The sequence below is a fragment of the Winogradskyella sp. genome, assembly GCF_013213975.1.
Classification (GTDB): Bacteria; Bacteroidota; Bacteroidia; order Flavobacteriales; family Flavobacteriaceae; genus Winogradskyella.
In genome coordinates this window covers 1-13,439 of record NZ_JABSST010000081.1, presented here as the reverse complement: position 1 = coordinate 13,439, position 13,439 = coordinate 1, and the positions used below count along the sequence as shown (strand labels likewise).

The 13,439-nt window shown below is 35.0% G+C and carries 13 protein-coding genes; 4 read left to right on the top strand and 9 right to left on the bottom strand.

All coding sequences use genetic code 11. From position 1 onward, the window contains the following. Positions 1–2,788: lamin tail domain-containing protein (locus HRU49_RS12100; RefSeq protein ID WP_296357519.1), on the bottom strand; the 2,788-nt coding region annotated here is incomplete at its 3' end. A gap of 105 nt (positions 2,789–2,893) precedes the next feature. Between HRU49_RS12100 and HRU49_RS12095 the strand changes: the two genes are divergently transcribed. Further along, complete coding sequence (locus HRU49_RS12095) at positions 2,894–3,364, top strand: regulatory protein RecX (RefSeq protein ID WP_296357517.1); 471 nt, start codon at positions 2,894–2,896, stop codon at positions 3,362–3,364. A 109-nt stretch (positions 3,365–3,473) separates the two neighbouring features. Here the strand turns inward: HRU49_RS12095 and HRU49_RS12090 are convergent, their stop codons facing one another. Further along, positions 3,474–4,334: a cupin-like domain-containing protein gene (locus tag HRU49_RS12090; protein WP_296357515.1), complete on the bottom strand. Its 861-nt coding sequence runs from the start codon at positions 4,332–4,334 to the stop codon at positions 3,474–3,476. An 827-nt stretch (positions 4,335–5,161) separates the two neighbouring features. Here HRU49_RS12090 and HRU49_RS12085 point away from each other — a divergent pair. After that, positions 5,162–6,187 carry a sugar-transfer associated ATP-grasp domain-containing protein gene (locus HRU49_RS12085; RefSeq protein WP_296357513.1) on the top strand — a complete coding sequence of 342 codons (1,026 nt, stop codon included), beginning with the start codon at positions 5,162–5,164 and terminating at the stop codon, positions 6,185–6,187. Here HRU49_RS12085 and bioB read toward each other — a convergent pair. The 3 genes from bioB to HRU49_RS12070 are packed head-to-tail and all read right to left on the bottom strand — an operon-like array spanning position 6,184 to position 8,931. After that, entirely contained in the window at positions 6,184–7,278 is a 1,095-nt protein-coding gene (gene bioB / locus HRU49_RS12080) for a biotin synthase BioB (RefSeq protein ID WP_296357511.1), read from the bottom strand. The genes HRU49_RS12085 and bioB overlap by 4 nt on opposite strands. A gap of 30 nt (positions 7,279–7,308) precedes the next feature. Then, positions 7,309–7,782 (bottom strand): hypothetical protein, encoded by a 474-nt coding sequence (locus tag HRU49_RS12075; protein WP_296357509.1) that lies wholly within the window; start codon positions 7,780–7,782, stop codon positions 7,309–7,311. Positions 7,783–7,791: 9 nt separating this feature from the next. Next, complete coding sequence (locus HRU49_RS12070; RefSeq protein ID WP_296357507.1) at positions 7,792–8,931, bottom strand: beta-ketoacyl synthase N-terminal-like domain-containing protein; 1,140 nt, start codon at positions 8,929–8,931, stop codon at positions 7,792–7,794. Positions 8,932–9,041: 110 nt separating this feature from the next. On the opposite strand from HRU49_RS12070, the gene HRU49_RS12065 reads away from it, so the two are divergent. Beyond that, positions 9,042–9,482, top strand: coding sequence for a cytochrome c oxidase assembly factor Coa1 family protein (locus tag HRU49_RS12065; RefSeq protein WP_296357505.1), 441 nt, complete (start codon positions 9,042–9,044; stop codon positions 9,480–9,482). On the opposite strand, the gene bioA is transcribed toward HRU49_RS12065, so the two are convergent. Genes bioA through HRU49_RS12045 form a run of 4 tightly spaced genes read right to left on the bottom strand, consistent with a single transcriptional unit; the run spans position 9,468 to position 12,866 of the window. After that, positions 9,468–10,733 carry an adenosylmethionine--8-amino-7-oxononanoate transaminase gene (gene bioA, locus HRU49_RS12060; protein WP_296357503.1) on the bottom strand — a complete coding sequence of 422 codons (1,266 nt, stop codon included), beginning with the start codon at positions 10,731–10,733 and terminating at the stop codon, positions 9,468–9,470. The two genes, HRU49_RS12065 and bioA, sit on opposite strands and share 15 nt — an antisense overlap. Then, positions 10,730–11,338, bottom strand: a complete 609-nt coding sequence (bioD, locus tag HRU49_RS12055) for a dethiobiotin synthase (protein ID WP_296357499.1) — start codon at positions 11,336–11,338, stop codon at positions 10,730–10,732. Before bioD ends, bioA begins: the two co-directional genes overlap by 4 nt. Then, positions 11,335–11,748 carry a DUF2007 domain-containing protein gene (locus tag HRU49_RS12050; RefSeq protein ID WP_296357497.1) on the bottom strand — a complete coding sequence of 138 codons (414 nt, stop codon included), beginning with the start codon at positions 11,746–11,748 and terminating at the stop codon, positions 11,335–11,337. Before HRU49_RS12050 ends, bioD begins: the two co-directional genes overlap by 4 nt. Further along, positions 11,745–12,866 carry a pyridoxal phosphate-dependent aminotransferase family protein gene (locus HRU49_RS12045; RefSeq protein WP_296357496.1) on the bottom strand — a complete coding sequence of 374 codons (1,122 nt, stop codon included), beginning with the start codon at positions 12,864–12,866 and terminating at the stop codon, positions 11,745–11,747. The genes HRU49_RS12050 and HRU49_RS12045 overlap by 4 nt, the downstream gene beginning before the upstream one ends. A 335-nt stretch (positions 12,867–13,201) precedes the next feature. Here HRU49_RS12045 and HRU49_RS12040 point away from each other — a divergent pair. Further along, positions 13,202–13,439, top strand: a 238-nt coding sequence (locus tag HRU49_RS12040; RefSeq protein WP_363146745.1) for a hypothetical protein, incomplete at its 3' end; no start/stop codon positions are given.

Sequence of the window (13,439 nt, the reverse complement as noted above, 5' to 3'; positions counted from 1 at the left end):
AAGTATTAGATAAATATTCGCCCCAAGAATCGATATGAGTAGTACCATCATATAGACGAACATGATCATCACTATTGACACTGAAGTTAACACCACCGAAACCAGTTTGGTCTGCCAATGATCCATCTGCACCGGTAATACCGCTACATGTCGATCCTGTACTGAGCGAAACAATATAAGTGTCACTAGTCGCTAGATTAACATTGTCTAAATTAATTAATCCACCATTTTCAGTGTTACTGCCATTATTAAAGAACTGAATGCTATATCCAGATAAATTAACAGTAGCTCCAGTGCCATTATAAATTTCTATATACGTTAACCCCCCAGTATTAGCATCTGTGACCTCAGAGATAAAAAGGTCGGTTGGTGTTGTACCGCTTGATCCCTCACAAGATGATATTTCAGACTCTATTATGGTAAAAGGTGTTGTTCCTGGACACCCTAAATCATCAGTTATTTCTAAATTTCCTGTGCTTGCTCCAATAGGTACAGTAACTTCCATAATTGAAGCAGATATGTTATTCACAGTTGCTGGTAATCCATTAAATGAAGCAGTAGCAGTGCTTAAGTTTGTTCCAGTAATAGTAACTACAGTGCCAACTGGGCCAGAATTTGGCTCGGCACTTATTGCACTGGCAGCACATAATCCATTACCAGTTACTGAAAAGGTATATGGATCCTCATCACTATCGTTAGACCTAATCTCTATAACTACAGTTCTAGCTCCAGTAGCTGTTGGGCTGAATTCGATATCAAAAAGACTAAAATCTAATGCTGCAATAGGAGAAGATGGTGAAGAACTGATTGAAAAATCCCCAACATCACCACTAAACACTGAAACACTAGAAATGGTTAAATTTTGAGTCCCACCAAAGTTTTCAATTCTGAAGGTATTAGTACTTGTACCTCCAATTGTAACACTGCCAAAATCAGTACCATCAAAAGCGGCAGGCGTGGTATCTCCATTTGATATATCCGGAAAATTAGCAGTAGTACCCTCTAGGTTAATTTCTGGACCAACAGGGGTGCAAGGGGATATTAATGAATTTATTCCAGGTGAGCCTCCATTGATGACTTCCCAATAGTTAGAGCTCGTAACTGCATTACCCAAAGAGGTATCAACCACATGTAATGAATTACCATCACCATCAGCACCATCAGTTTCATCATAAGTGACTTCATCTATAGTTGTAGTGCCATCTGTAGCTATTAAACTAATATTGGCTGTTGTATTTATTAAGTTGTTAGTATCATTTGTAAAAGCATCAATACCATAATCGGGAGTAAAAGGACAATCATTATTATAGGTTCCATCACCATTACTTCCAAGTGAAATTGTAAAACAATTACCATCTGCTAAATCAGCTCCTGTTGTTGGAAAAGTAAAAACCACTCCACCTTGATAATTTATGGTATAATTATTAAGAATTTGAGTGCTACCTGATACGTTACATATTTCTATCCATTCGTCATCTGTACCAGAAGAGTTGTACATGATTTCAGTAATGACAACATCAGCAATCGGCTGGTCATTTATAATGAGCGTTCCATTATTATTAGTAGTATCCCAAAAATTACCTACATTATCCGACTGAATACCACCATAACTAAAGTCGCTACCATTTAATCTAAATCGGCTCGCATAATAATAAGTTCCAGAAGGTAAGGATGAACCAATCTCAGCTACATATTGATCGTTTTGAATACCATTAGCATCAGAATTATAGGTTGCCGCAACCCATGTCCAGCCTGTGGCTTGCCACGGTTCGTGATTGATCCCAACAGTTGTATACCCAATCCATGCTTCTAAGTTTGCACCTTGACCAGCGGAATCTGTCACACTTGGCTCATAAGCTTGAGCATATACATTGTGAATATCACCTGCGGTAATAGTAGCGGTCTTAGGGAAATCAACATTACAAAAGTCAACTTGATCAGGATCTACGTTTAATTGTACAGAGTCATTATTCCAAATTCCACCAGTACCACCATAAACATAACCACAACCGTTTAATTCGAAACGGCTGGCGTAATAATAAGTTCCAGGAGTGCTTATTGCTGCGCCTAAATCAATCTGGTATTCGTCGTTATTACCACCAATATTATTATAGTTTGCAGGTATCCATGTCCATCCAGCTGAATTTGGATTGTTGTTTGTTGTATTATAACCTATCCAGGCATCAATGCCAATACCTTGGCTAAAGGGTGTATCTGTAACGCCTGGTTCGTAAACTTGAGCATAGATATCTAGATTATCACCTACAGTAATGGTTTGTGGAGTATTTGGGAATTGAATATTAGCAAAATCTACAGCGTCTATGCAAGAAGAGGCCGTAATTGATACATCATCAATTGTTAGATTTTCACTTATTTTATTGTATGTCCAACGAATGTATCTAGAACTACTACTTAAGGTAAAATTGTAAGTTGTGCAAGTTGTGGGAATAGAATTATGGTTGTTCACTAAAGACCATGTTGACCCATCACTGGATTCTTGAACCAATAAGGAACTTGTTGAACTACCTGATAATTTTAAATCATAAGTTAATTGGTCGGGTGCTGTGTTAAAAAAAACTTGGTAGAAATCTCCACTTGCGTCAAGTCTACCTCCATTATTAGTTGAACAAGCAAAAGAGGATGTGTAAGATCCAGCACCTGTATTTGTCCAACCTGTTGGACTACCAGCATTCCAAGTTGTTCTTGAAATAGGCAAGGTAGCTTGTCCATAACTAGACATAACAGCGCATAAGAACACCAATAAGATAGGGAAATAGTTTTTCTTCATAGGGATTAATTAACTAACTACAGTCTGCAAAGGTGTGCAAACAGCCTTGCAAATCAGTGCTTTGCAAGATAGAAAAATATTAATAAAAAGTTATATTTTCGTTGTATGATCCCTTCAAAAACCTATACCGTCGATGAAGCGCAAAAAGTCCTTGAAAACTATTGTGCATATCAAGAGCGTTGCCATAAAGATGTAAAGTCAAAACTAAAGGAAATGAAAATGATTCCAGAGGCAATTGACAATATTCTTGTGCACCTTATAGAACAAAAGTATCTCAATGAAGAGCGTTTTGCTAAGGCATTTGTGAGGGGCAAATTTAGAATCAAGAAGTGGGGTAAAAGCAGACTGGTGAGAGAACTTAAATTTCGAGAGATTTCTAAATATAGTATTGAAAGTGGGCTGAGTGAAATTAACCCAGAGGAATATTTAGAAGTTCTAGATGAGCTTGTTAAAAAACGAATTGCACAAGTTAAAGAGCCAGATCCTTATAAGAAAAAACGAAAGGTTGCAGACTATCTTCTCTATCGCGGTTGGGAGTCGCATTTGATCTATGAAAAATTAAATGCTTACCTGTAAAAAATCCCTATCATAAAGTGAAAAGTCGTTTTAGGGCTCTATTAATTTCTGTTATGACTTGTATTTTAAAAATATGACTGCATATTTCAATTCCATTTTCGTCATTAAATTAGACAAATCGATTTGTATTGGAGATGGCCTTTTCATTTTTCCAATCAATCCATTTTTGACCCCTAATTCTGCGCATTAAATTATCATAATTACGCATTAAGAATATATTATACATGGCTTTTCCTAAATTTTTCGGATTCCTAGCAATGGCTCTAAGACTCATTGAGAAGCCAGGCGTTAGATAACGCATGTAATGCCAGTAGCCTTCTGGCATGTAAAGCACTTCGCCATGATTTAGATCACAGACCCAACCTTTGGCATGTTTTAATGCTGGCCATTTTTCAAAATCAGGATTAGCAAAGTCAATATCTTCTCTGGTAATTAGTGAATGCGGAACTTTATATAAATACTTATTTTGCTTCTGGTCAAATAAGACACATTGTTTTTTACCTTCAAAATGAAAATGAAAGATATTGGCTAGGTCTATATCGTAATGCATGAAGGTATAGGAATCTCTGCCTCCAAAAAATAACATTGGTAACCCTTTCATTAATCTCAGTCCAAAATCTGGATATGTAAAATCCTTTTGTAACTGTGGTACTTCCTTTAAAATATTCCAAAGAAAAATTCTGAATTTGGTAGGTTCACGTTTCAGCAAATCAATGTAATCACTCATCTTCATGGTTGCATGAGCTTCATTAAAGCCGTCTTTGTAATCCACAGGTCTGTCATCGTAAAGAGGCACAGTCTTGTCTCCAGCAACCTCTTTCATATACTCCAAGTTCCACTTAGAGTAAGCAGGCCAATCCTCAATAAAACGCTCAATAACAACAGGTTTTTGAGCTTTGAAATACTGTTCTCTGAAATCTTTTTTCGTGATTGATTTAACACGAGGTATGTCTTGAAGATTTAATGGCAAAGTGTGTACAATTTATAATTACCAAAGTTATAAAACTAAGTTAACATTAAATTAATGTTAAGCCCTAATTTGTTATGTTTAAATTGAGATTGTTGCGATTAACCGTTACAGAATCTACACCTTGGTTATGATTATTTTAGCTTACAGAATTGCCATTTATCTGAAATCCTACTTGTATAAAATTCTCAGACCAACCTTCAGTTACATTAACGCTACTTAAAACGATATTTATTGTGTGATTATTGTTATTAATGTCTACTTCAGGGTCAAAGTCTAGTGCATATTCAAATTATAAGATATCGTTAAAAAACCAATTGAGTTCCTCCCATTTTTTCGCTTTAGCGTTTATGAAAAGTATTATTGTAGGCATCACCGCCAGTAATTTGAGTTTTGAGTATTTTGGTATTTAAGGTGGTTTTATCACGCAATATGTAATATAGGATTTCAGCCCATCAAAAATCATGTCCTCGTAAACTCCCTATCCCGTAGTTTTCTAAATCATCTAATTACGCATGTTCAGTTATTAGCATATTTCTATACTTATAATTATTATTGAAAAGTAATCAGAGTTGTAATGTTTCTCCCTTTCTGGTAACACTAATAATTTAGAGTTACTATACTGGTAATAGTCAATTTAATAAGCAGGTCCAATTCAGATTTTGGTGTATTATTTAGTTGAGTTTATTGTTGCATTATAATGATTCAATTAAATTTTATGACCACAAAGTTAAATAGTGCTTAGCTCATAGCTTTAAGACGCAGCGCACATTATCTCTTACCTTATGCAGGCTAATTAATTTATATTTGAAGGAGATATTGCAATTGATATGAATAGGTTTAAGGTGTTTCTCCGAGATAAAAATAAAAAGAGTGTTTTCAGAATTATAAAAGAAGTTTTGATTCTTACTTATAAAAAAAAGGAAATTCCGTTTTATTATTTCAAATATTTATATAGACGTGGTGTAACAAATTATCTAGACTATTTGAGTTTAAAAGAGCAAAGAACATTGCAAACACATCCTAAATTACATAGGCAAGATTTAGTTACTATTTTAGATAATAAGTTGGAGTTTGCGTTATTGGCTAAAGGATCTAATATCAAAGTGCCAGAAGTAATTTCATACAATTTAAAGTCTAAGTTTTATTTCGATTCTGAGATTTCTGAGATTTTTGAATTAGACGAATTAATTTGTTTTTATGAAGAGAGATTTATTGCGTCTAAATTAGATTCACTTTTTATGCGGCCTATTGATGGAAATAGTGGAGTAGGCTGCTTTAAGCTATATAAGGACAAGGTTCAACAGCAACTCTCAAATTTTGGAGAAACTATTTTAAAGTCAAATTATATTGCAAGTGAGGTTATAAAACAACACTCTGATATAGATCGTATTCATCCAAATTGCATTAATACTTTAAGGTTAGTGACATTAATAAAAGAGGACGAGACTACTGAAATAATAAGTGCATTCATGCGGTTTGGTGTAGGTAATAGTGATGTAGATAATGCTTCCTCTGGTGGTTTTTTTGCAGGGATTAATATAAATGAAGGGACTTTAAAGAAAAAGGGTCACTTCTTACCACAATTTGGTGGTGCTGAAATTTATGTGCATCCTGACAGTGGTTTTCCGTTACAGGGATTTAAAATTCCATATTATAAAGAAGCCTGTGAAGCTGTATTAGGAGCAGTTAAGGTTATTCCTGATAGACTAATTGGTTGGGATGTTGCAATAAGTATTGACGGACCTCTGATTATTGAGGCTAATTCTCAACCTCACATGCAAATGAGTAATATTGCACATGGCGGGATGTTAAAAAACAAAGCAGTGAGAGATGTTTTGAAAAAATTATCCTAACGTAGCGCTTTAGCCTTTTCTTTAGCCTCTTCATTTCGCTCAATTTTATGCTCAGGGCGAGACCATTTTGGTTTTTCACCTAAGGCCTGGAATTTCGAATCTTCAGCCTCAACAGTTTCTGGTTGCATCTTTTTGATGAATGGCTTTTGAGGATTTAATCCAAGAAGTTTAAACATTTCCATGTCCTCATTAACATCAGGATTTGGTGTTGTTAAGAGTTTGTCTCCAGCAAAAATAGAGTTGGCTCCTGCAAAGAAGCACATGGCTTGTCCTTCTCTAGTCATTTGTGTTCGTCCAGCAGACAATCGTACTTGAGTTTCTGGTAAAACAATGCGTGTGGTTGCCACCATACGTACCATATCCCAAATGGAAACAGGTTTTTGATCTTCTAAGGGAGTTCCTTCAACAGCCACTAAAGCATTGATGGGTACAGATTCTGGTTGTGGGTTTAAAGTGGTAAGGGCAACAAGCATTCCTGCTCTGTCTTCTTCTTTTTCACCCATGCCAATTATGCCACCAGAGCATACGGTGACATTGGTTTTACGAACATTATCTATAGTTTCGAGTCGATCTTCAAATCCTCGCGTAGAAATAACTTCTTTATAGTATTCTTCCGAAGAATCTAAATTATGATTGTAGGCATACAATCCAGCTTCTGCTAATCGTTTAGCCTGATTTTCAGTAACCATTCCTAGCGTACAACACACCTCCATATCCAGTTTATTGATGGTGCGCACCATCTCTAAAACTTGATCGAATTCTGGACCATCTTTAACATTTCTCCATGCGGCACCCATGCATACTCTAGAACTACCTGATGATTTAGCTCGTAAAGCTTGCGCCTTAACTTGCTGAACACTCATGAGATCATTCCCTTCTATATCTGTGTGATAACGCGCTGCTTGAGGGCAATATCCGCAATCTTCTGGACAGCCACCCGTTTTTATGGATAATAAAGTTGATACCTGAACGGTATTTGGGTCATGATGTTTTCTGTGAATGGTAGCTGCTTCGTAAAGCAGTTCCATCAAAGGTTTATTGTAGATATCTAGTATTTCTTCTTTGGTCCAGTTGTGTCTTACTTCGCTCATTGGGATTGATGTCTTGTTGAACAAAAATAGTTATAACCATTTAGATTCTCGTTCTGTTGCATCTAAAATATCAACATTTAATAAAGAAGCCAACTCATGCGCTTTTTTAAAGTCGTCTTCTATATCGTAAGTCACATAAACTTCAATTTTTTGATTGGTATCATAGAATAAATTGAGTTTAATAATGTTATTTTTTACATTAGCTTCAGCGCTCCTTTCTCTGATGGTCGTTGTCTCTGTGGTTTTGAAAACTGACACGTATTCTATGTTTGGTAGAGGTCCCCATTTACCAAAATTTAATCCTAAGAAGGATTTAATCGTTCTGTAAGATCTGTTAGTGAAATTGAATTCTGATCCTTCAACCAGCAAAAAGAAAACACCCATTCCAATAATTACAAATCCTTTTAACGTTGTGAAAATTGATACAATACCAACAATTAGAGCAAGAACCCCAAGAATAAGCTTCCAAATTGGAAGTTTCTTTTTAAAAATGAAGGTTTTCATAAAATGAAATTATTTAGACAATATAATCGATACTGCGTTACCACCAAACCCAACGGCATTAACCATAATTTTTGAAATCTTTCCTGGTTGCGATTGCTCCAAGTAAGGAATATCAATAAATTTTTGATGGTTAAGCATAAGTATGGCCATTTCTATGCTAAGCATTCCGGAAGCTCCAAGGCTATGACCAACTTGTAGTTTATTAGTAGTTAAAGCAGGAATTTTGTTACAAAAAATCGTTTGTATCGCTCTAAATTCGGCTAAATCTCCTTTAATTGTTCCTGGTGTATGCGTTACTATAATATCAATTTCTTCAGGCTTAATAGCTCCTAAAGCCATTTTTATAGACTTTTGAAAACATTCCGCATCCGCTGAGAGTGATGCATTATGCTCTAGGAGTTCCGTACCATAACCATAACCTTCAATAACCGCAAGTGCATGATCTTTTTTGCCTTGTTCTAAACAAGCTGTGGCAGCAGCTTCACTTAGAATCATAGTGTTCTCAGTTTTTTCAAAATCCAACGCCCTACATGGGAATTCACTCTTCGTTCTTGCATATATTTTTAAGGCTTTCATTTGTGCAATGGTAAAGGGTGTTAACGGAGCTTCGCTACCACCAACTAAGAATTTATCGCACATATTTGAATTAAGCCAAGCGATACCATTTAGCATAGCATGTAATGCGGTAGAACAGGTTATAGAATGAGATATTTCTGGGCCGTTACTCTGTAAATCGTGTGCAATCCAGGATGAAATATTTCCGAGTGTAGTGGTTGGAGAACTGAGTGTATCTGCTCTATTCGTATCTAAAAACTGTTCGAAATAAGTTTCAAATAATCCTGTCGCTCCTCGAGAAGATCCTATGTTAATACCAAAATTATCTTCAGGTGTCCAATTGGCTTGTTTTACAGCTTGTCGTGCACAGAAAATCCCAAATAATACAGAATCATCAAGTTGTTTGTACTTAGAGTTTGATTGTCTAAGTTTTTCAATTTCCTCTTTTGCATCTGATGTCAGTTGAGCGACCAGATTGTTATTTTGCTCTGAAAAAAAATGAGTTTTTGAGAGGTAGTTATTCCAAATACTATTGTGCGAATATCCTAATGGAGATATCGATGAAATAGCAGTTATAGAAATGGGTTGCGTCAATGGATTCGTCTTTTAAACAAAAGTAGTTCTTCTTGAATTGTAACAAAAGCATATAATTAATAACTTATATTTAAATTACAGATTAAATCCTTTTAGAATGCGAGAATCATATGGAAGAACAAAGACAAAAAAGTTGGTTCGCTAGAAATTGGGGCTGGGTAATAGGCGGAGGTTGTTTAACCTTAATTGTGTTATTTATTATGGGTATTGGCACCTTGTTTTTTGGAGTCACTAAAATGTTTAGTTCCTCAGAGCCCTACCAACATGCTATGGAATCTGCTATTAATAATGAAGCCGTAACTGCTAGCCTAGGTGAACCTTTAGAAACTGATGGTATGATGAATGGGAGTATTAATTTGAGTGGTGATGATGGTGATGCGGATTTTAAAATTCCTATTAAAGGACCAAAGGGTTCAGCTAGAATAGTGGTAAAGGCCATTAAGGACTATGGTGAGTGGGAATATTCTAAACTTTACGTACAATTTCAAGGCGATAATGAGTCTATTAATCTCCTAGAATCTGAAACCGAGGAATTATCAAACGATTTCTAAAGAATCCTCTATAATTTTATACACAGAATCAAGTTCATCTTCAGATATAATGAAAGGTGGTTGAATGTAAATGGTATTGCCTAATGGACGAAGAAACACACCATTTTTCATAAAGAACGCCAACAGTTTATCGCGTAAATCTCCGTAACGTTGTGCCGTTGTATTAAGGTCGATAGCCAATATTACTCCAATACTTCTCGTAGATTTAACTTTTGGATGGTTCTGTATTCTTGATTCAAAGGCTTTATGCGCATTTGATATTCTAGTAATGTTCTTTTGAATAGTATCAGATTGAAGTAATTCAATACCTGCAATTGCAGCAGCACATGCAATTGAATTAGCAGAGTAGGTGTGACAATGCATAAAACCTGTGGCTATAGATTCTCCTAAGAAGGCTTTATAAATTGTTTCAGTACAGGAGGTAATAGCCATTGGAACTTGGCCTGCTGTTAATGCCTTGCTTAAACAGATGATGTCTGGTTTAGTTCTAATATGGTCTGAGGCAAAATATCTTCCCGTCTTTCCAAAGCCCGTCATTACTTCATCTGCGATGGTTAATATGTCATTAGACTTAAAGCAATTTAAAATTTCATTTAACCCCTTACTATCATGAATTTTCATTCCTGCAGCACCTTGGACTAAGGGTTCATAAATAAAACCAGCAATTAAATCACTATCAATTATAGTTTGAATTTCATTTAAAATAGCTTCTGTATTGGTGCCATCAGGTACAGGAATTCGATGAATAGTCATTAAAAAGTCTTCAAATGGACCATTGTATACAGATAGGCCAGACACTGACATGGCTCCAAAAGTGTCACCATGAAAACCATTTTCAAAAGCAATAAAAGACGAACGCTTTTCTCCTTTGTTGAAATAGTATTGTAAAGCCATTTTAATAGCTGCTTCAACAGCCGTAGATCCATTATCATTAAAGAAAATTCTGTTTTGATTATCAGGTAGAATTTCAATGAGTTTTTCGGATAGTTCTATGGCAGGTTCATGAGTGAAATCACTAAACATTATCTGGTCTAATGATTGCATTTGTTCTGAAACACGCTTCGTTATAAAATCGTTTGAATGTCCGTACATACATGTGTACCAAGACGAAATTGCATCGATATATGAATTTCCATCCTCATCAAATAAATGACAGCCTTTAGCCTTAACGATTGCTAAACTATCAGGATGGGTTTGATGCTGCTTTAAAGGGTGCCAAAGATGTTTTTTATCGCGTGATTTTAAACTCATAAATTCTCTTTAAACTTTGCTGCATATTCTCTTACGACGTTCTGATCAAAATAAGGCTCATCATTTATTCTACCGATAACTTTAACTCCAGTCATTTTTTCAATAATAGATTCTGTCGATGGATGTTCATCACCACTATAAATTACTGCTACATCAAATCCTTTTTCTTTAAGGGTATTAATGGTGAGAAGGCTATGATTAATACTGCCTAAATAGTGTCGAGATACAACCACAACTTTGTCCTTTTTATCTATGAGGTCCAATATGGTGTCCTTTTCGTTTAGAGGTACTAACAAGCCACCAGCACCTTCAATTACCAAATGGTTTTTGGTCTTTGGGCGCGTAATAGATTTTACGTCTATAGTTAAATTATCTATTTCTGCTGCTCCATGAGGACTCATGGGAGTATTTAAAGCATAGCTATTTGGGTGAAATTTAGATTTAGGATTAGTTACTAAACGTTCAACTTTATGCGTGTCGCTATTATGTAAATCACCAGCTTGCACAGGTTTAAAATAATCAGCTTCTAAAGCCTCAACTAAAATGGCTGAAGCAATCGTTTTTCCGACATCTGTAGATATTCCAGTTATAAAATAAGTACTCATTTTATGGGAAATTCAGTTTTACAATCTTCACATTTGTATTGATAGCGTGTACTAAAAGGCAAAGTGCCAGATAAGAAGCCAATTAAGAAGAAAAATAATGATTTAAAACTATTGATAGTAGAATACATTTCTACATGATGGCTTCCACAATAAGGACATACAATAGCCTCTCCTGCATCATTAATGGAATATTTCTTTATTGAACTTAAAATAGATCTTGCTTTTGAAGCATCTTTAGCCAAAACTTTGAGCTTTACACCTCCAATAGCATTTGAAACTAGCGGATCTGTATCTATAGTAATATTATCTCTTAAAAACACCTCAATACCATCAGATTCTAAACGACCTTTTACAATCTGAGCTTCCGATGAATACTGGTATCTAGCTATGGTTACAAATGTATCACTCATGAATTTACAAAGGTAGCAATCAAGCTTAAGACTTCCGATATTTCTTCCTGAGAATTGTAGCTGTGTAGGCAAAGTCGAAGACGTTCTTTTTCTTTTGGTACCGTTGGTGATAAAATAGGTTTTACATCAAACCCTTTGTCCTTAAGTTGAAGAGATAGTTGCTTTACCTTATCATTGCCGGATATAATACAACCATGGATAGCAGAAGTACTTTTAATAAATGCATCACTTAGTTTAAGACGTTCTATTTCTTTATTGAAGAATAAAATGTTTTGATGTAACTCTTCTACATTCTTAGAGTTTTCAAGAGCTTCATAAGCGGATTTAATTGTAGCAAGTTCATGCGGACTTAAGGCTGTAGTATATATAAATGGCCTTGAAAAATTTATTAAATAGTCAATTAAGTCTTTCGAGCCTAGAATTGCAGCGCCATGACATCCTAAGGCTTTTCCAAAGGTAATAACTCTAGCAAAGATTGATCCACTTACAAGACCTTGTCCAAACACACCAATAGCATGGGCTTCATCAATAATAAGATGGACGTTGTAAGATTCGCTAAGTTGAATTAGTCGATTTAAATCTGGTGTATCTCCGTCCATTGAGAACACAGATTCGGTGATAACGTATATGTCATTCTCACTAGAGAGCTCTCGACTACGCTCGAGGTGAGAGGCAAGATCTTCTAAATCGTTATGCTTGAATTTATAACCTTTAGCATTGCTCATTTGTATGCCATCTCGTATAGACGCATGGCATAATTCGTCATAGATAATAAGGTCTCCACGTTGAGGTACACAGGACAATAAACCTAGATTTGCATTATAGCCTGAATTAAATACTAGGGCAGCTTCACTTTGATGGTAGTTACAAATCTGAGTTTCTACGGAACTATATAAAGTATTATTTCCTGATAGTAGACGCGAACCTGTACTTCCGTTTTGAATGCTATTATTATCAATTAGGTAATCGTGGGTACGTTTAAAAATAGATTCAGATTTAGAAAAACCGAGATAGTCATTAGATGAAAAATCAATCAAGTTGTTGGGTTCACCTAATTGTCTAAAGGAGTTACTAGTTTTTCGGTTTTCTAGTTTTTTATGGAGCTTTTTTGGTAGCATTGGTCAAAGATACGAAGTGTAGTATGACTAAAAAATTATTGTTTTTCAATAATTTTTATATATTTGTTATTGTTAAACAATAATTAATTTATGATAATGAATAATAACATCTTTAATTTTAAATACTTGATTAGGTTTTCCAATTGGTTTTTTCTTTGTTTGTCTATCCTATTGCTAATCCTCTTTATATATAACTCGATTTAGCTTTAGGTGATGATACTGGCTCATTAAGTGACAATTATAATTATGGTGAAAACTTTTCAGTAATTGAATTTCAAATTAAATCTATAGTGAGGCTTTTATTTTTGAGTTTTTATTTCTTTTTAGTTTCCAAAATGTTCAGAACGATAAATGTGGATACATTATTTTCTATTCGAGTTGTTAAGCTTTTAAGATTATTTGGATTTTTAAATTTCGTTCCATTCCTATTTGCTCTTTTTACAAATCTGATAAGTTATTTTGAAAGTTGGTTTTTTATAGATGCATTAATTGGGAATTTAGCATATGTAACAGCAGGCATTCTATCACTCTTTATGGCAAAAGTCTTCAGCGAAGGCTATAAACTAAAACAAG